This window comes from Pseudomonas sp. DTU12.1 (assembly GCF_009873475.1).
In the GTDB taxonomy this organism is placed as follows: Bacteria; Pseudomonadota; Gammaproteobacteria; order Pseudomonadales; family Pseudomonadaceae; genus Aquipseudomonas; species Aquipseudomonas proteolytica.
Window position 1 is genome coordinate 4,880,070 of record NZ_CP045254.1, and the last position, 17,206, is coordinate 4,897,275.

General features: G+C 62.2%; 17 protein-coding genes. 7 read left to right on the plus strand and 10 right to left on the minus strand.

Going from position 1 to position 17,206, the window contains the following annotated elements; all coding sequences use genetic code 11:
- The 6 genes from GDV60_RS21615 (at nucleotide 1) to GDV60_RS21640 (ending at nucleotide 5,899) form a co-directional block, all read left to right on the plus strand.
- A complete protein-coding gene (locus GDV60_RS21615) occupies nucleotides 1–747 on the plus strand; it encodes an amino acid ABC transporter permease (RefSeq protein WP_029295164.1) in 747 nt (248 codons plus the stop codon).
- Nucleotides 747–1,418 carry an amino acid ABC transporter permease gene (locus tag GDV60_RS21620; RefSeq protein WP_029295163.1) on the plus strand — a complete coding sequence of 224 codons (672 nt, stop codon included), beginning with the start codon at nucleotides 747–749 and terminating at the stop codon, nucleotides 1,416–1,418. Before GDV60_RS21615 ends, GDV60_RS21620 begins: the two co-directional genes overlap by 1 nt.
- The gene (locus GDV60_RS21625; protein WP_092237986.1) at nucleotides 1,415–2,149 is read left to right on the plus strand and encodes an amino acid ABC transporter ATP-binding protein; all 735 of its coding nucleotides are present in this window, start codon (nucleotides 1,415–1,417) and stop codon (nucleotides 2,147–2,149) included. Before GDV60_RS21620 ends, GDV60_RS21625 begins: the two co-directional genes overlap by 4 nt.
- Nucleotides 2,150–2,311: 162 nt before the next feature.
- Nucleotides 2,312–4,213 carry an ATP-binding protein gene (locus GDV60_RS21630; RefSeq protein ID WP_159908707.1) on the plus strand — a complete coding sequence of 634 codons (1,902 nt, stop codon included), beginning with the start codon at nucleotides 2,312–2,314 and terminating at the stop codon, nucleotides 4,211–4,213.
- On the plus strand, nucleotides 4,210–5,550 hold the full coding sequence (locus GDV60_RS21635) for a sigma-54 dependent transcriptional regulator (RefSeq protein ID WP_029295159.1): 1,341 nt from the start codon (nucleotides 4,210–4,212) through the stop codon (nucleotides 5,548–5,550). Before GDV60_RS21630 ends, GDV60_RS21635 begins: the two co-directional genes overlap by 4 nt.
- Nucleotides 5,551–5,560: 10 nt before the next feature.
- A complete protein-coding gene (locus GDV60_RS21640) occupies nucleotides 5,561–5,899 on the plus strand; it encodes a GlpM family protein (RefSeq protein ID WP_029295158.1) in 339 nt (112 codons plus the stop codon).
- A 147-nt stretch (nucleotides 5,900–6,046) separates the two neighbouring features.
- Here the strand turns inward: GDV60_RS21640 and GDV60_RS21645 are convergent, their stop codons facing one another.
- The 6 genes from GDV60_RS21645 to GDV60_RS21670 form a co-directional block, all read right to left on the minus strand.
- Complete coding sequence (locus GDV60_RS21645) at nucleotides 6,047–7,444, minus strand: sigma-54 dependent transcriptional regulator (RefSeq protein WP_029295157.1); 1,398 nt, start codon at nucleotides 7,442–7,444, stop codon at nucleotides 6,047–6,049.
- Entirely contained in the window at nucleotides 7,434–9,212 is a 1,779-nt protein-coding gene (locus GDV60_RS21650) for a HAMP domain-containing sensor histidine kinase (protein ID WP_159908708.1), read from the minus strand. The genes GDV60_RS21645 and GDV60_RS21650 overlap by 11 nt, the downstream gene beginning before the upstream one ends.
- Nucleotides 9,209–10,336 (minus strand): GNAT family N-acetyltransferase, encoded by a 1,128-nt coding sequence (locus GDV60_RS21655; RefSeq protein ID WP_159908709.1) that lies wholly within the window; start codon nucleotides 10,334–10,336, stop codon nucleotides 9,209–9,211. Before GDV60_RS21655 ends, GDV60_RS21650 begins: the two co-directional genes overlap by 4 nt.
- Nucleotides 10,337–10,504: 168 nt before the next feature.
- Nucleotides 10,505–11,359 (minus strand): carboxylesterase, encoded by an 855-nt coding sequence (locus GDV60_RS21660; RefSeq protein ID WP_159908710.1) that lies wholly within the window; start codon nucleotides 11,357–11,359, stop codon nucleotides 10,505–10,507.
- Complete coding sequence (locus GDV60_RS21665) at nucleotides 11,356–12,750, minus strand: aspartate aminotransferase family protein (RefSeq protein ID WP_104910840.1); 1,395 nt, start codon at nucleotides 12,748–12,750, stop codon at nucleotides 11,356–11,358. Before GDV60_RS21665 ends, GDV60_RS21660 begins: the two co-directional genes overlap by 4 nt.
- On the minus strand, nucleotides 12,743–13,441 hold the full coding sequence (locus GDV60_RS21670; protein ID WP_029295151.1) for an MtnX-like HAD-IB family phosphatase: 699 nt from the start codon (nucleotides 13,439–13,441) through the stop codon (nucleotides 12,743–12,745). Before GDV60_RS21670 ends, GDV60_RS21665 begins: the two co-directional genes overlap by 8 nt.
- A 230-nt stretch (nucleotides 13,442–13,671) precedes the next feature.
- Here GDV60_RS21670 and GDV60_RS21675 point away from each other — a divergent pair, with 230 nt between their 5' ends.
- Entirely contained in the window at nucleotides 13,672–14,436 is a 765-nt protein-coding gene (locus tag GDV60_RS21675; protein ID WP_159908711.1) for a MipA/OmpV family protein, read from the plus strand.
- Nucleotides 14,437–14,607: 171 nt separating this feature from the next.
- Here GDV60_RS21675 and GDV60_RS21680 read toward each other — a convergent pair whose 3' ends face one another.
- The 4 genes from GDV60_RS21680 to GDV60_RS21695 all read right to left on the minus strand — a co-directional run bounded on the left by GDV60_RS21680 (nucleotide 14,608) and on the right by GDV60_RS21695 (nucleotide 17,175).
- Complete coding sequence (locus tag GDV60_RS21680) at nucleotides 14,608–15,021, minus strand: EamA family transporter (protein WP_029297410.1); 414 nt, start codon at nucleotides 15,019–15,021, stop codon at nucleotides 14,608–14,610.
- Nucleotides 15,018–15,398, minus strand: a complete 381-nt coding sequence (locus GDV60_RS21685; RefSeq protein WP_065944150.1) for an EamA family transporter — start codon at nucleotides 15,396–15,398, stop codon at nucleotides 15,018–15,020. Before GDV60_RS21685 ends, GDV60_RS21680 begins: the two co-directional genes overlap by 4 nt.
- Entirely contained in the window at nucleotides 15,395–16,315 is a 921-nt protein-coding gene (locus GDV60_RS21690) for an arginase (protein ID WP_159908712.1), read from the minus strand. Before GDV60_RS21690 ends, GDV60_RS21685 begins: the two co-directional genes overlap by 4 nt.
- Nucleotides 16,316–16,521: 206 nt before the next feature.
- Nucleotides 16,522–17,175 carry a DsbA family oxidoreductase gene (locus tag GDV60_RS21695; RefSeq protein ID WP_070994772.1) on the minus strand — a complete coding sequence of 218 codons (654 nt, stop codon included), beginning with the start codon at nucleotides 17,173–17,175 and terminating at the stop codon, nucleotides 16,522–16,524.
- Nucleotides 17,176–17,206: the final 31 nt, after the last annotated feature.

Sequence of the window (17,206 nt, forward strand, 5' to 3'; positions counted from 1 at the left end):
ATGAATTACAACTGGGACTGGGGCGTATTCTTCAAGTCCACCGGCGTGGGCAGCGAGACCTATCTCGACTGGTTCATCTCCGGTTTGGGCTGGACCATCGCCATCGCCATCGTGGCCTGGATCGTTGCCTTGCTGCTGGGCTCGGTACTGGGCGTAATGCGCACGATGCCTAATCGGCTCGTGGCCGGCATCGCCACCTGCTACGTGGAACTCTTTCGTAACGTGCCACTGCTGGTACAGCTGTTCATCTGGTACTTCCTGGTACCCGACCTGCTGCCGCAGAACCTGCAGGACTGGTACAAACAAGACTTGAACCCGACCACCTCGGCCTACCTGAGCGTTGTCGTGTGCCTGGGCCTGTTCACCGCCGCCCGCGTATGTGAACAAGTGCGTACCGGTATCCAGGCCCTGCCCCACGGTCAGGAAGCCGCCGCGCGCGCCATGGGTTTCAGCCTGTCACAGATCTACTGGAACGTGCTGTTGCCCCAGGCCTACCGGATCATCATTCCGCCGCTCACCTCGGAATTCCTCAACGTCTTCAAGAACTCCTCCGTGGCGTCCTTGATCGGCCTGATGGAGTTGCTGGCGCAAACCAAGCAGACCGCCGAGTTCTCGGCCAACCTGTTTGAAGCCTTCACCCTGGCCACGCTGATCTACTTCACCCTGAACATGAGCCTGATGTTGCTGATGCGCGTGGTCGAGAAGAAAGTCGCAGTGCCCGGCCTGATTTCCGTGGGGGGTAAATAATGGAATTCGATTTCAGCGGCATTATCCCGGCCTTCCCTGGCCTGTGGAACGGCATGGTCATGACCTTGAAGCTGATGGTCATGGGCGTGGTCGGCGGCATCGTCCTCGGGACCATCCTGGCGTTGATGCGCCTGTCCTCCAGCAAACTGCTGTCCCGCGTGGCCGGCGCCTACGTGAACTACTTCCGCTCGATCCCGCTGCTGCTGGTGATCACCTGGTTCTACCTGGCGGTGCCGTTCGTGTTGCGCTGGATCACCGGCGAAGACACGCCAATCGGCGCGTTCACCTCCTGCGTCGTGGCATTCATGATGTTCGAGGCGGCGTACTTCTGCGAAATCGTGCGGGCCGGCGTGCAGTCGATCCCCAAGGGCCAGATGGCTGCAGCACAAGCGATGGGCATGACCTACGGCCAGACCATGCGCCTGATCATCCTGCCCCAGGCGTTCCGCAAGATGACCCCGCTGCTGTTGCAGCAGAGCATCATCCTGTTCCAGGACACCTCGCTGGTCTACACCGTGGGCCTGGTGGACTTCCTCAACTCCGCTCGCTCCAACGGCGACATTATCGGCCGCTCCAATGAGTTCCTGATCTTTGCCGGTGTCGTCTACTTCATCATCAGCTTTGCCGCCTCGCTGCTGGTCAAGCGTCTGCAAAAAAGGTTTGCCGTATGATCTCTATCAAGAACATCAACAAGTGGTATGGCGACTTCCAGGTGCTGACCGATTGCAGCACTGATGTCAAAAAAGGCGAAGTGATCGTGGTGTGCGGGCCGTCCGGCTCGGGCAAATCCACCCTGATCAAGTGCGTCAACGCCCTGGAACCGTTCCAGAAAGGTGACGTCGTGGTCGACGGCACCTCGATTGCCGACCCGAAGACCAACCTGCCGCAACTGCGCTCGCGCGTGGGCATGGTGTTCCAGCACTTCGAACTGTTCCCGCACATGACCATCACCGAAAACCTGACAATTGCGCAGATCAAGGTGCTGGGCCGCAGCAAGGAAGAAGCCACCAAGAAAGGCCTGCAATTGCTGGAGCGCGTGGGTCTGACGGCGCACAAGGACAAGCACCCGGGCCAACTGTCCGGCGGCCAGCAGCAGCGCGTGGCGATTGCCCGTGCACTGGCCATGGACCCGATCGTCATGCTGTTCGACGAACCGACTTCGGCTCTGGACCCGGAGATGGTCAACGAAGTACTGGACGTGATGGTGCAACTGGCCCAGGAAGGCATGACCATGATGTGCGTGACCCACGAAATGGGCTTCGCCCGTAAAGTGGCCGACCGTGTGATCTTCATGGATGCCGGCAAGATCATCGAGGACTGCCCTAAAGAAGAGTTCTTCGGCGATATCAGCGCCCGCTCCGAACGTGCGCAGCACTTCCTCGAGAAAATCCTGCAGCACTAAGCACGACACAGCGTCCACTGTAGAACCCGGGCCCTGTGGGAGCGGGCTTGCCCGCGATTACGGTGTATCAGTCAACCTATCTGTGGCTGACCTACCGTCATCGCGGGCAAGCCCGCTCCCACACCGGTCCAGGCAAGCGCTGGTTGACCCAAGGCATCTGTGATGAAATGCGACCCCACCCTCTATCGCGCCGCGCCGCCATCACTTGCCGTGAAGCCCCGTCTGATTCGCCAGTTGTTCCTGCCGCCCCTGATCATCCTGTTGATGATCGGCCTGGGCTATATCGGCTTCTGGACCAGCGAGTACTACGGCATTCGCACCCTGGGCGAGAACGGTGAGCGCCAGTTGGAGCTGCATGCGCGCACGGTCGAAAGTGAGATCAGCAAATACACCTACCTGCCCAGCCTGCTGGAGCTGGAGTCCAGTGTCTCCAAGCTGCTGGCCGAGCCAAGCCCGGAACACCGGCAAACCGTCAACGAATACCTCGAAGGCCTGAACCGGCGCAGCCGCAGCCGGGCGATTTATGTGATGGACACCACCGGCCGTGTGATGGCCACCAGTAACTGGCGCGATATCGACAGTTACCTGGGTGAAGACCTGTCGTTCCGCGCCTATTTCCAGAATGCCGTGCGTGGCCAGCCCGGCCGTTTCTATGGCATCGGCAGCACCAATGGCGAACCCGGCTACTACCTGGCCCATGGCCTGGAAGAACGCGGCAAGATCATTGGCGTCGCGGTGGTCAAGGTGCGTCTCGAAGCGTTGGAAGAACGCTGGCAGCGCGCGCGCCTGGAAGCCTTCGTCAGCGATGAGAACGGCATCATCATCCTCTCCAGCGACCCGGCGCGCCGGCTCAAGGCCGTGCGCCCGCTGAGCGACGAGACCAAGGAACGCCTGGCCCGCAGCCTGCAGTATTACTGGGCGACCCTCAACGAACTGCAACCCCTGGCCCGCGAGCACCTCGACGCCGGCACCGAGAAGCTGACCTTCCCCGCCAACAGTGAAGTGGTGGCCGACGACCAGGAAGTCACCTACCTGGCCCAGACCCGGCCACTGAACGACACGCCGTGGAATTTCACCCTGCTCACCCCGCTCAACGACCTGCGCCAGGCGGCGATCAACCAGGGCATCCTCGTGGCGGTGGCCTTTGCCCTGGTGGCGTTCCTGCTGATTGCCTGGAATGAGCGGCGCAAGGTGATCGCCACACGCCTGGCCGCCCGCGAGGCCCTGCAGGAAGCCAACAACCAACTGGAGCGGCGGATTGCCGAGCGCACCGGCGACCTGCGCGCCAGCAACGAACGGCTCAAGGCGCAGATCCGCGAGCGACGCCAGGCCGAAGAAACCCTGCGCCGGGCCCAGGACGAATTGGTCCAGGCCGGAAAACTGGCGGCCATCGGCCAGATGTCGACCAGCATCGCCCATGAACTGAACCAGCCCCTGGCGGCCTTGCGCACCTTGTCCGGCAACACCGTGCGCTTCCTGGAACGCGGTGCCCTGGATACCGCCAGCACCAACCTCAAGACCATCAATGAACTGATCGACCGCATGGGCCGCATCACCGCCAGCCTGCGCTCGTTTGCCCGGCGTGGTGACGACCAGGGTGAAGCCAGCCTGGCCAAGGCCGTGGACGCGGCGTTCCAGGTCCTGGGCAGCCGCCTCGACAACCTGCCGCTGACCGTACACCGCGGTTTCAGCCAGGCCATGTTGCAAATCGACCAGACGCGCCTGGAGCAGATCCTGGTCAACCTGATCGGCAACGCCCTGGACGCGATGCACGCCCAACCCGCCCCCGAGCTGTGGCTGGAAAGTGATATCCATGAAGGCAAATACCGCCTGCGGGTGCGGGACAACGGGCATGGCATCGACCCAGAGACCCGCAAGCACCTGTTCGAACCCTTTTTCACCACCAAACCCGGCGAACAAGGATTGGGCCTGGGCCTGACCCTGTCGGCCAGCCTCGCGGCGGCCACCGGCGGCAACCTGGCCGTCGAGCACCCGGCCGATGGTGGTACGGCCTTTGTCCTGAGCCTGCCCCTGGCAGGCCATCAACCCGGCGAATCGATATGAACAGCCAACCCAATACCGAACTGACCGTGCTGATCGTCGAAGACGATCCCCATGTGTTGCTCGGCTGCCAGCAAGCCCTGGCCCTGGAAGATATTCCCAGCGTCGGCGTGGCCAGTGCCGAAGAGGCCCTCAAGCGCGTCGGCGAGAACTTTGCCGGCATTGTGATCAGCGATATCCGCCTGCCCGGCATCGACGGCCTGGAGCTGTTGACCCGCCTCAAGGCCCTGGATAAAAGCCTGCCGGTGGTGCTGATCACCGGCCACGGCGACATCTCCATGGCCGTGGGCGCGATGCGCAACGGCGCCTATGACTTCATGGAAAAACCTTTTTCCCCGGAACGCCTGGTGGACGTGGTGCGCCGCGCCCTCGAACAGCGCGGCCTGGCCCGGGAAGTCTGGGCGTTGCGCCGGCAGCTGGCCGAGCGTGACTCCCTGGAAGGCCGGATCATCGGGCGCTCGCCGGCAATGCAGAACCTGCGGGAGTTGATCGCCAATGTCGCCGACACCTCAGCCAACGTGCTGATCGAAGGCGAGACCGGCACCGGCAAGGAACTGGTCGCCCGCTGCCTGCACGACTTCAGCCGCCGCCACGCCCACCAGTTCGTGGCCCTGAACTGCGGCGGCCTGCCGGAAAACCTGTTTGAAAGCGAGATTTTCGGTCACGAAGCCAACGCCTTCACCGGCGCGGGCAAGCGGCGGATCGGCAAGATCGAACATGCTCACGAAGGCACGCTGTTCCTCGACGAAGTGGAAAGCATGCCGATGAACCTGCAGATCAAACTGCTGCGGGTCTTGCAGGAGCGCACCCTGGAACGCCTGGGCTCGAACCAGAGCGTGGCGGTGGATTGCCGGGTGATCGCCGCGACCAAGTCCGACCTTGACGAATTGAGCCGCGCCAACCAGTTCCGCAGCGACTTGTACTACCGCCTGAACGTAGTGACCCTGGAACTGCCGCCCCTGCGCGAGCGTCGCGAAGATATCCTGCAACTGTTCGAACACTTCCTGCAGCAGTCATCCCTGCGTTTCGACCGCATCGCCCCGGAGCTGGACAACCAGACCCTGTCCAGCCTGATGAGCCACGACTGGCCCGGCAACGTGCGTGAACTGCGCAACGTCGCCGAACGCTTTGCCCTGGGCCTGCCGGCCTTCAAGAAGAGCGGCAACAGCCCCGACAACCATGGCCTGGCCTTTACCGAGGCGGTGGAAGCCTTTGAGCGCAACCTGCTCAGCGACGCCCTGCAGCGCAGCGGCGGCAACCTGACCCAGGCCAGCCTGGAGCTGGGCATGGCCAAGACCACCCTGTTCGACAAGGTCAAGAAATACGGCCTGAACCACTAAGGAGTACTGCGTGGATTTAGTTTTCAAGGCCGCCCTCGGTGCGGCGGTGGTATTGCTCCTGGCAGTGCTGGCCAAGACCAGGAACTACTACATCGCTGGCCTGGTGCCGCTGTTTCCGACCTTTGCCCTGATCGCCCACTACATCGTCGGCAAGGGCCGCTCGGTGGACGACTTGAAAACCACGATTGTGTTCGGCATGTGGTCGATCATTCCGTACTTTGTGTACTTGGCGACCTTGTATGTGATGGTCGACCGCATGCGCCTGGAGGCCTCGCTGGCAGTCGCCGCAGTAGCCTGGCTGATGGCCGCGACGGTACTGGTCAGCGTGTGGGTACGCATCCACGCCTGAGCCTGCGCTGATCCCCTGTGGGAGCTGTCGAGCCCCGGCGAGGCTGCGATAGGATCAACTCGATACACCTGTAAAACCGAGTTGCCTGCATCGCAGCCTCGCTGGGGCTCGACAGCTCCCACATTTGATCTGTGTGACTCCCAGGGCTCAGCGCACGATCTTGTCGATCTGGATCCCGAGCTTTTTCAAGCGGTACCAGAAGCTGCGCTCGGAAATCCCGATCCTTGACGCCGCAGCCGCCTGCACGCCATTGCTCTCCTGCAGCGCCGCCAGGATGTACGCCTTCTCCACTTCTGCCAGCGCCGCATCCAGGTCCCGAGGCACGCCCGGGCCTTCGCTGAGAATCGTCGTCACGTCACCCGCCGTCGGCTGGGACGCGAACAGATAGGCCGGCAAGTCGATATCTTCAATCACCGGGCTCGCCGCGACGATGGTCGCGCGCTCCACGCAGTTTTGCAGCTCGCGGATATTGCCCGGCCAGCTGTAGGCCGCCATGGCCTGCAAGGCGTCTGCGCTGAAGCCGGTGATGCGTTTACCGGCATTGGCGCTCAGGCTGCGGGCAAAGTGGCGTGCCAGCGGGGCGATGTCTTCGACACGCTCGCGCAGAGCGGGCAGCGGGATTGGGAACACGTTGAGACGGTAGTAGAGGTCCTCGCGAAACTCCTTGTTCGCCACGGCTTCCAGCAGGTTCTTGTTGGTGGCGGCGATCACCCGCACATCCACCTTGCGCTCGCGGGGGTCGCCCACCGGTTCGATCACCCGTTCCTGCAAGGCGCGCAGGATCTTGGCCTGCAACGCCAGGGGCATATCGCCCACCTCGTCGAGAAACAGCGTGCCCTTGTCGGCCTGCATGAAACGCCCGACCCGGTCGGCCACGGCGCCGGTGAAGGCGCCCTTGCGATGGCCGAACATTTCGCTTTCCAGCAAGCCTTCGGGGATCGCAGCGCAATTGACTGCGACAAAGGGTTTATCGGCGCGGTTGCCATGCTTGTGAATGGCGCGGGCGACCATTTCCTTGCCGGTGCCGCTTTCGCCGGTCAACAGGATGGTGGCGTTGCTTTCGCGCACCGAATCCACCGCTTGCAGCACACGGCGGAACGCCGGGCTGTCGCCCACCAGGCTGTCGAACTGCGCATGCTCGTCGAGCTCGGCGCGCAGCCGTGCGTTGTCGCGCATGATGTCGCGAAACTGCAAGGCCTTGGCCACGGTGATATCCAGCTCGTCGATATCGAAGGGCTTGGCAATGTAGTCGTAGGCGCCGTTGCGCATCGACTGCACGGCATTTTTCACAGTGCTGTAGGCCGTCATCACGATCACCGGCAACTGTGGGTAGCGCACCTTGATCTCGGCCAGCAACTGCGGGCCGTCCATGCCGGGCATGCGCCAGTCGCTGATCACCAGGTCGATATCTTCCTGCTCCAGCACCTTGAGGGCATGCAGGCCATTACCGGCGATAAACACCTGGATATCGTTCTGGCTCAGGGCCGAGGCCAGCAAATCGCAGAGCTTGGGCTCGTCGTCGACCACCAATATGTTATGCGTCATGACTGTCCTCGTCGTCGCCGTCATCTTCACCGCTGGCCGGAATGTACAGGCTGAAGGTTGCGCCGGCATCCTTCTCGCTGGTGCATTCGATGCGGCCATCGTGACTTTCCATGATCGAATAGACTTTCGCCAGGCCAAGGCCGGTGCCCGAGGCCTTGGTGGTGACGAAGGGGGTAAAGATCCGCTCGATCATCTCTGCCGGGATGCCCTGCCCGCTGTCGCTGACGCTGATCACTGTGGACTGGTCCGCGCGGCTGATGCTTAACGTCAGGCGCCCGCCCTGGGGCATGGCATCGATGGCGTTGAGAATCAGGTTCAGGCACGCCTGCTTGAATTGCTTGGCGTCCACATAGAGGGTCGCGCCAGGCGCCTGGTCGTCGAGATGGGCGTCGATGGCGTGGCTCGCCAGCTCCGGCGCGCAGAACCCCAGGATGTCTTCCACCAGTGGCCGCGCCAGCTGCTGGCTGCGCAGGGGCTCGCTGGGTTTGGCGAAATCGAGAAAGTCGGTGATCAGGTCATTGATCCGGCTGACTTCGCTGACCACATATTCCAGGTGGCGCTTGTCGGTCTCCGGCAGGTCCGTGCGGCGGTGCAGCAGTTGGGTCGCGGTCTTGATGATGCCCAATGGGTTGCGGATTTCGTGGGCCAGGCCCATCGCCACTTCGCCCAGGGCATGCAGGCGGTCGCGCCGACGCAGTTGGGCCTCGAGGTGATGCAATTCGCCCAGGCGCTCGGTCATGTGGTTGAAGGTGCTGCTCAGTTGCGCCAACTCATCGCCGCCGGTGACGGCCACGCGGTGCTGGTAATTGCCGCTGATCACCGCACTCACGCCCTGGGACAACTCACGCAGCGGCCGCGTCAGGTGCCGGGAGACCAGCACGCCGGCGCCCAGGGACAAGGCGGAACTGAGCAGGAAGATCAGCACGAACAGATTGCTCTGGTTCACCAGCCCCACCAGGCTGGTGTGGCGTAGCAGGCCGCTGAAGATCACGCCCTGCAACTCGCCGGTGTCATTGAAGATCGGCCAGTACAGGCCACTGTAGTTGCTGGTGAATTGCTCGCTAGGCTGCTTGGTGCTGCGCAGCAGGGTTTCCACGGATTTCGGCACGCGGGTCGGGTGATCTTCAAAACGCTGGGTCGAGAAGATCTCCGAGAAGCCGTCGGTGTTGGCCAGGTACAGGCGCAAGTCCAGGGAGTGGACCTCGGCGACACTGGTCAGGAAGCTGCTGTCCAGATAGGTGCCCACCAACAGTTCGTAATCGACACCGTCCTGAGTGGTTTCGAACGAGGAAATCACCGCCCCGGTGGCCACGCCGGCAACCTGCACGGTTTGCAATACGGCATTGGGGGCGAGGCTGATTTGTTTCACCACATCGTCGCCCACGGTGCTGAACATCACTTTGCCGTCGCTGCTGCGAATCAGCGTTACCACGTCAATATCAGTGGCGCTGGCAATGTCCGCGATCAAACGGTCATGCCGCATCGCTTCATGGGTGGAGGGCGGACGCACATAACGCAGGAAGATCTGCGCCACGCGGGCGTTGTCGTGCAGGATGTCGCTGACTTCGTCCTTGACGATGCGGGTCGACTCTTGCAGCCAGATGCGCACGTTACTGTCGAAAATCTGCGACAGGGTGGTGGCCGCCAGCTCCGCGGCGATCATCGTCGGGATCACCGTCACCAGCCAGAACGCCAACACCAGCTTGCGCTGCAGGCTCCAGCGGGAAATGGCGAACGGGCGGGCTTTCTGGCGGGTTTTGGCAATCATCGGGTTTCGCTTATTGCAGCAGCCATGGCAGGGTCGGATCGGTCCGGGCGAATAAACACTTTTAGCACTTTGAGCAGGGTGTCGAGCAAGCGGTTGCGGTGCTGGAAAAACAGGGTATTGCCGGCGAACCCGCAGCCCAGGCGTAGCTTACTGGCATACCCGGCCTGCCCGCACTCATACAACGCAATATTGTGCTCGATGCAGTAGTCGACGTTGGTCAGCCAACTGCGAAAGTACAGGTTATGTTCGCGGCTGTGGGCCAGGTCATGGGCAAAGAACTTGTCGATCAGCCGATGCTGGTCGAGCAGCACCAGGTTGAACGCCACCAACTGCCCATCCACCCAGTAAAGTACACAGCGCGCCCGTTGTTCAAGCTGGGCGAGCACCTGGCTGAAATAACCGGCGGGCAGGCGTTCGAATTGCAGGTCGGCGCGGGCCAGGGTCGCTTCGTAGAGACGCATGATATCTGGCAATACGTCATCGACATTGTCCCGCCACTCCACCTGTGGCCCCGGCGCGCGTAGCTTGCGCCGCAAGTCCTTGCGCGTGGATTTGCCCAGGGAGCCCAGGTAGGCATCCACCGAGCCGTAGGGCAGCGGCAGCAGCCCGGTCGGCAGGCTCGGCATGCTGTGCAGGCCGGCGGCCTTGCAACTGTGGGCCCAGTCCTGATCCTGGGTCGGAGCATCCTTGACCGCCAGCAAACCGATGCCGAATGCATCGGCATCCCGCCGTGCGGCGGCCAGCAGTTGCTGCAACAAGGCACCACGGCGCGCCGCCGGCACATGGCTGGCGACACCGGCATGGCATTGCTCGGCCACCGGCGAACCGATGGCGTACAGGCCCAGGCACAATGCGCCCGGCCACCAGCGTTCCAGGCGTTGGGTGAAGCGTTTGCCCATACCCGAGACGGTGGTGTCGAGGCGGTAATGGGTGATGAACGCCGGGGCCACCGCCAGCAGCCGCCCCTCCTCATAAAGGGCCAGGTAGCGCCATTGGAAGTCGTCGATAGCGGCGTTTTCCACGGCGACGTAGTAGTCCCAATCCTCCAGGGCCTGGGGAAAGCAGTCGTTCCAGGCACTGCGGTCGATGGCTTGGATGCTCGGGAAGGTTTGCGCGGTTATCACATCTGATCCCTGTCAATACTGTGGCAAGCGGACAACCCGGCGCCTACAGGGAGAACCTTGTAGGCGCTGGCTTGCCAGCGAAAAACTCGAGGCCGCCGCGTTGAACCAGGCGCTACCTGTCATCGTTGGCGACCATCGCGGGCAAGCCCGCTCCTACAGGGGGCGGTGTCAGGCCCGGCGATATTCGTCCACAGGGGTGGTGTGCTGCTCAATGAAGTCGGCACTCAACTCGATCACCCGCCGGTATTGCAGGTCGACGGTGATCATGTGGTAACAGTTGTCCAACAGGATCTTGGTCACCGGGCCGCCGAGGTGGCGTTCCACGTAGTCGGCGTTCCAGCGGCTGGTGATGTCGTCCTCGATGGAGTGCAGGACCAGCGCCGGGGCCTTGATCGACGGCATGCGTTTCTTCACCACGGCATTCATCCAGTGCAACTCGCGCACGGTGACGCCTTCCATGGTCAACAACCCGGCTTCACTGCTCTCGCCCTCTTTCATCTGCCGCTCGACGATCGCCCGCAAGCGTTCGTTCTTGATGCCGTAGGGCGGCTTCTCGGTAAAGCGGAACAGGCGCACGCCGAAGGGAATGCGGATCAGCAACGGCGTGATGAACGCCATTTTGTTGATGCTCCAACCGTCGTACTTGAGGGTCGTGGAATACATCAGCAACCCCGCGACCTGGCCCGGAAATTCCGAAGCCAGGTACATCGACATCACCGCGCCCATGGACAAGCCACCGACGAACACCTGCGCATGACGCTGCTGCACCCCGACAAAGGTCTTGCGCACGCCCTCGTACCAGTCGCGCCAGCCGGTGGCCTGCAGGTCCTCGTTGCCCCCGCAGTGCCCGGCCAGGGTTGGCACGTACACCGTGCAATTACCCGCCTTGACCAGGCCCTGGGCAACCCGACGCAATTCGGTCGGGGTGCCGGTCAGGCCGTGGATCAACAGGACCCCGACCGGACCGTTGCCGAGAACGAAGCCGGCGTTGCCTTCGCCGAGATCGATATCGGCCAGACTCACCGCTTCATCGCTCGGGTCAGCAGTTGCTCCAGCAGCTTCAAGCCCAGGTCGATTTCCGGGTAGCTGATTTCCAGGGACGGCGCCAGGGTGATCACGTTCTTGTAGTAACCGCCCACATCGAGGATCAGCCCGAGTTTCTGGCCGTCTACCAGCATGTCGCCTTTCATGCCTTCCTCAACCATGTAGTCCAGGGTCGCCTTGTCCGGAGTGAAACCATCGGAGCCGCAGATTTCGCAGCGCAGGGCCAGGCCCAGGCCATCCACATCGCCGATGATCGGGAAGCGCTTTTGCAGGTCCTGCAGGCCTTCAAGGAAGTATTTGCCCTTGGCCATGACCATCGCGCCGTAGTCGACTTCGCTGGTCATCTTGAACATTTCCAGGCCCACCGCCGTGCCCAGCGGGTTGGAGGCGAAGGTGGAGTGGGTGGAACCCGGCGGGAACAGTTTCGGGTTGATCAGCTCTTCCTTGGCCCAGATGCCGCCCAATGGGTTGAGGCCGTTGGTCAGGGCTTTACCGAACACGATCACGTCCGGTTGCACATCGAAGTGCTCGATCGACCACAACTTGCCGGTGCGCCAGAAGCCCATCTGGATTTCGTCGACCACCATCAGGATGCCGTGCTGGTCGAGCACTTGCTTGAGCTCGCTGTAGAAGTTCATCGGCGGGATCACGTAGCCGCCGGTGCCCTGGATCGGCTCGACGTAAAACGCGGCGTATTCGCTCTGGCCGACTTTCGGGTCCCAGACACCGTTGTATTCGGTCTCGAACAGGCGCGCGAATTGCTGCACGCAGTGGCTACCGTATTCTTCCTTGGTCATGCCCTTTGGCCCACGGAAGTGGTACGGGAACGGGATGAAGTTGGCGCGCTCGCCAAAGTGGCCGTAGCGGCGACGGTAGCGGTAGCTGGAGGTGATGGACGACGCGCCGAGGGTACGCCCGTGGTAGCCGCCTTCGAAGGCGAACATCAGGCTCTTGCCGTTGCAGGCGTTACGCACCACCTTCAGGGAGTCCTCGATGGACTGCGAACCGCCGACGTTGAAATGCACGCGGCCATCGAGGCCGAATTTTTTCTTGGCATCCACCGCGATCATTTCCGACAGCTCGATCTTGCCCTTGTGCAGGTACTGGCTGGCGATTTGCGGCAGGGTATCGATCTGCTGTTTCAGCGCATTGTTCAGGCGCGGGTTGGCGTAGCCGAAGTTGACCGCCGAGTACCACATTTGCAGGTCGAGGTAGGCCTGGTCTTCGGTGTCCCAGACGTAGGAGCCTTCGCAGCGGCTGAAGATACGCGGTGGGTCGATGTAGTGGACGGTGTCGCCGTAAGAGCAGTATTTGGCTTCTTTATCCAGCAGAACCTGGTCTTCGGCGGTAGCGATACGGATATCAGACATGATGAAAGAGTTCCTGAGTGTCAGAAGTAAAGTGAGTGGCGTTGGCGGCCATGCCCTGGGGCAGTCGGGCCAGTAATGCAGGCAGTTCGGCAAAGCTGTCGAAGCGCAGATGGGGGATGGCGTGGGCCTGGCAGTACTGCGCCAGGCTGCCTTTGGCGAAGACGAAATCGGCGGTAGTCGATACGCACATATCGGACTTGCCGTCGCCGATCACCAACACCCGCTTGTTGCGCGGGGTGGACTTGCATTTGCAGTTGCCCGAGGCCGCGCGGCAGGCGTCGCTGGCATGGGGGAAGTCGATGCGCCAGCTGTTCTGGTCGACCTGACGCAGGCGGTTGGCGATGATCGGCAGCAAGGTCACGTAGTTGCGCGAGAGGATCCGCGCGATGCCCTGCTCGATGCCGTCACTGACCACCTCAAGGGAGGCCCCGAGGCCAAGGACATGGTCGACGAAGTCCGGGAAGTCCGGATCGATCTCGACCGTGTCGAAGTACGCCAGCAGCTCGGCCGGCGTCGCCTTGATCAGCGCCAGTTGGCGGCTCAGGCATTCGCGCGAACCGATATGGCCGTCCAGCCATTGCTGCTCGATGGTTTCCCATTCTCTGCCTGCGAAGCGTTGGAGAACGTTGTCGATGACATCGGTGGGTGTGATGGTCCCATCGAAGTCACACACGATATGCCAGTCATTCATCTGCGTTTACCTTGGATGCTAGCGCGCTGATGCGCCGTTGACAGGGATAGAGCAGGGACTGTGCCAAGTGGGCAAAACCCAGCAGGGCCGGGGTTCGCGGGCATGCGCGGGTGATAAAGGACGCGGCCAAGCTACAAATTTTGTAGGTCGCTACAAACAACATGAGTGCTTGCACAAGCCCCCGCGCCTGCGCGTTCATGCGCGCATGTTTTGCAAGAGGAGCAAGCACTATGTTCAGGGTGACTTCGCTGGTGTGCGCCGGCGTCCTGGGGCTATGGATGGACTCGGCAGCGGCGGCCGGCATCAGCGGCGAGGTGGGCCTGGGCCTGAGCTATCAGCCACGGGAACCCACCGCCAGCCGCTATCAGACGGTACCGGTGCCGTACTTCGACCTGGATTGGGGAGATGTCAGCCTCGATACCGATGACGGCCTGACCTGGAGCGTGCTCAACAACAATGGCTTGAGCGCCGGGCCGTACCTCAACTACCTGCCGGGACGCACGGCCAACGGGCCGCTAAAGGGCCTGCGGGACGTGTCGGACATGGCTGAGGTCGGTGGGTTTATCCAGTATGCGCCGGCCGATTTCTGGCGGGTCTATGCGCAACTGGGGCGCAGCGTTGGTGGCGCCCATGACCAGAGCGGGATATTGGGCAAGCTCGGCGGCGAACTGGGTTATCCGCTGGGCGGCGGGGTCATTGGCAGTACGGGGCTGGTGGCGCACTTTGCCGACGATAACCAGACCCAGACGTTTTTCGGGGTCGATGAGCATGAGGCGCAAGCCTCGGGAATTCGCCCGTACAACGCCAGCGGCGGGTTCCAGAACCTGACATTGACCCAGAGCCTGCAGATCCCGCTGGCACCCAAGTGGTCGCTGCTGGCCAGTGCCAGTTGGATACACCTGACAGGTTCGGCGGCCGACAGCAACATCGTGCGCCAGACCGGCGAGGTGAACCAGGGGCAGGTGCAGACGGCGATCAGCTACACCTTCGATTGATTGTCCAAAGCCCAAGCCCCATTCGACCGCGTCCATCCTGTGGGAATACGGTCAAAAATGTGGGAGCGGGCTTGCTCGCGAAGGCGGTGTGTCAGACTGGAATTACTTAACTGACCCACCGCCTTCGCGAGCAAGCCCGCTCCCACATTTGTCCGGCACTCCAGTCTGGGCTCAGTTTTCTTCGCCCTCGGCCAGCAGCGCGATACCGCCAATAATCACCACCACGCCCACCCAGTGCAGGAAGCTGATGTGCTCGCCCAGGCCCAGCCATGAGCCGAGCAACACCACCACAAACACCAGCGAACTCAGGGGGAACGCCAGGGACAGGCTGCTGCGCCGCAGGATCAGCATCCACACAAAGAACGCGCCGATATAACAGGCAATGGCCGCCAGGATCCCCGGGTTGACCGCTACCGCTGCCAACCATTGCCAGTTGAAATCCATCTGCCCCAGCTGATCGCCGGCCACCTTGGTAAACAACTGGCCGCCGCTTTCGGTCAAGATCAACAACGCCCACAACACCAGCGTCCCCAGGCGACCGTGCAGCCAGCCAACCGGACGGATAGCGATATTTTCCGAATTCATGCTTGAGTCCCCGCAACAGCCACCAGCATCACGCCGGCCGTAATCACCAGGGTGCCCAGCCACCGACGGCGGCTGACGGTTTCCCCCAGTACGACTTTGCCCACCAGCACCACCAGGCAATACGCCAGCGCCGCCAGCGGAAACAACAGGCTCAGCGGCGCACGGGACAAGGCCTCCAGCCACACGAAAAATTCAATCACATAGGCGCCGATGCCCGCCCAGAGCAACGGTGCATTGAGCACCTGGCCCCAAAATGCACTCAGGCGAAAACCGCCATTGATCTCGGGCAAGCGGTCCACGCCCAGCTTGAAACACAACTGGCCAATCACATCGAGCACGATGGAAAAGACCAATAACACCACCACGGTCAGGGTCACGGAAACAGCTCCTCGAACAGGTTGATCAACGCCTCGTTGGTCGCCGCGTTGCGCAGCAAATCGTCCGTGCTCCAGCGCTCGGCCGGCGGTTGGTCAGACTTGGCTTCCCAGCGTTTGAACGCGTTGCTGAACGCCGGCTGGGCAAACTCGCCACACACATCGATACCGATGATCCGCTTGCTCGCCGCCAACGCCCGCAGGGCTTGCAAAAGATGCGTCAGGCGCATGCCGCCCTGGTCCCAGTTGGTGGCGGCGTCTTCGCTGGCCAGCACGTCTTTGTCCAGGGTGATCCACACGGCCTCGGTGGGCAGGCTGGCGATCATTTGCTCAAGGAATGCGCCCCAGTCGAGCTCAGCCAGGTTGCGCCAGTGCAGGTGGTTTTCCTGTTGCGCGTGGCCGGCGCCATCCCCTACCCGGCCCCAGACTTTCGACGGCGCGTGCTGCCAGGGAAACAACTGCAAGTGCCCGCGCTTGAGCGCGCCCAGGTTGCCGCCGCGCAGTTGCGGGTTATGCAGGTCATCGCTGCACGGGCCGAGGGTGACGATACGTTTGATCGCCGGCATCTTCAGCGCCTGGTTGACCCACGAACCGCAGTGCCGGCGCGGCGCCAGGCGCACCCAGTCGGGGTGGTTGTCGAAGTGGATCAGGCTGATGGGCTCCTGCACCTCGGCGAGAAAAGCCGGGGTCAAGTGGTGATAGTCGCCAGAACCGACAAAGAAAATTTCGGGTCGTGCCGTGGTCGGCCGGGGCCGTTGGGCCAGGCGCTGGGCAAAGCGTTTCCAGGTTTTTTCGGTGGACCACAGGCGCAGTTTCGGGCCCAGGTCGAGCAGGTCCAGGCGCGTGGCGTGACCGCTGGCCAGACGCCGGGCAATGGGTGCCTGGGCTGTGAGGCTGTGGTCGAGATCGAGGATATTCAAGGTAATGTTTCACCCCTTGGCAGCGCCCAACCGCACGCCGGCTGGGCTTTAAGGGGGTAATGCAAGGGATGGGCCAGGGGGGGGCAACAATGATCCAATGTGGGAGCGGGCTTGCTCGCGAAAGCGGTGGGTCAGTTAAGAGATACTTAGCTGATATACCGCTTTCGCGAGCAAGCCCGCTCCCACATTTTGCTTTGCGCTCGGCTTTAGGCCTTGGACTCCTGGATGATCTGGCGGATCGCCCCGACAAACGCCTCAGCCGGCTGCCCGCCGCTGACCGCGTACTGGTCGTTGAACACAATGGTCGGCACCGAGGTCACGCCACGGGAGACCCACAGTTGTTCCTGCTCGCGCACTTGTGCGGCGTATTCGTCCGAGGCCAAGATCTCGGCTGCGCGCTTGAGGTCCAGCCCGACGCTTTCGGCGATGATCGCCAAGGTAGCGTGGTCGGAGGGGTCCTGGCCATCGCTGAAGTAGGCTTTGAATAGCGCTTCCTTGAGGTTGTACTGCAAGCCCTCGAGCCCGGCCCAGTGCAGCAGGCGATGGGCGTCGAAGGTGTTGTAGATACGGCTCTGGCCATCGGTACGAAACGCAAAGCCCAGCGCGGCGCCCATGTCGCGGATGCGGGCGCGGGTGGCCTGGGACTCTTCGGCGGTGGAGCCGTATTTTTCGGTGATGTGCTCAACGATGTTCTGCCCTTCGGCGGGCATGTTCGGGTTCAGTTCGAAGGGCTGGAAGTGGATCTCGGCCTGCACTTCGGCGCCCAGTTGGTCCAGGGCTTCGGTCAGGCCGCGCAGGCCGATGATGCACCAGGGGCAGGACACGTCGCTGACGAAATCGATTTTCAGGGAAGTACTCATTCAGGCAACCTCGCAGGCATTACACGCCATA

Bases quoted from the DNA above. Each gene is read 5' to 3' on its own strand.
- GDV60_RS21650 (WP_159908708.1), bottom strand. From the start codon at position 9,212: ATGATTGCCAAAACCCGCCAGAAAGCCCGCCCGTTCGCCATTTCCCGC.
- GDV60_RS21625 (WP_092237986.1), top strand. From the start codon at position 1,415: ATGATCTCTATCAAGAACATCAACAAGTGGTATGGCGACTTCCAGGTG.
- GDV60_RS21665 (WP_104910840.1), bottom strand. From the start codon at position 12,750: ATGTCTGATATCCGTATCGCTACCGCCGAAGACCAGGTTCTGCTGGAT.
- GDV60_RS21675 (WP_159908711.1), top strand. From the start codon at position 13,672: ATGTTCAGGGTGACTTCGCTGGTGTGCGCCGGCGTCCTGGGGCTATGG.
- GDV60_RS21670 (WP_029295151.1), bottom strand. From the start codon at position 13,441: ATGAATGACTGGCATATCGTGTGTGACTTCGATGGGACCATCACACCC.
- GDV60_RS21680 (WP_029297410.1), bottom strand. From the start codon at position 15,021: ATGAATTCGGAAAATATCGCTATCCGTCCGGTTGGCTGGCTGCACGGT.
- GDV60_RS21630 (WP_159908707.1), top strand. From the start codon at position 2,312: ATGAAATGCGACCCCACCCTCTATCGCGCCGCGCCGCCATCACTTGCC.
- GDV60_RS21620 (WP_029295163.1), top strand. From the start codon at position 747: ATGGAATTCGATTTCAGCGGCATTATCCCGGCCTTCCCTGGCCTGTGG.
- GDV60_RS21695 (WP_070994772.1), bottom strand. From the start codon at position 17,175: ATGAGTACTTCCCTGAAAATCGATTTCGTCAGCGACGTGTCCTGCCCC.
- GDV60_RS21615 (WP_029295164.1), top strand. From the start codon at position 1: ATGAATTACAACTGGGACTGGGGCGTATTCTTCAAGTCCACCGGCGTG.
- GDV60_RS21645 (WP_029295157.1), bottom strand. From the start codon at position 7,444: ATGACGCATAACATATTGGTGGTCGACGACGAGCCCAAGCTCTGCGAT.
- GDV60_RS21635 (WP_029295159.1), top strand. From the start codon at position 4,210: ATGAACAGCCAACCCAATACCGAACTGACCGTGCTGATCGTCGAAGAC.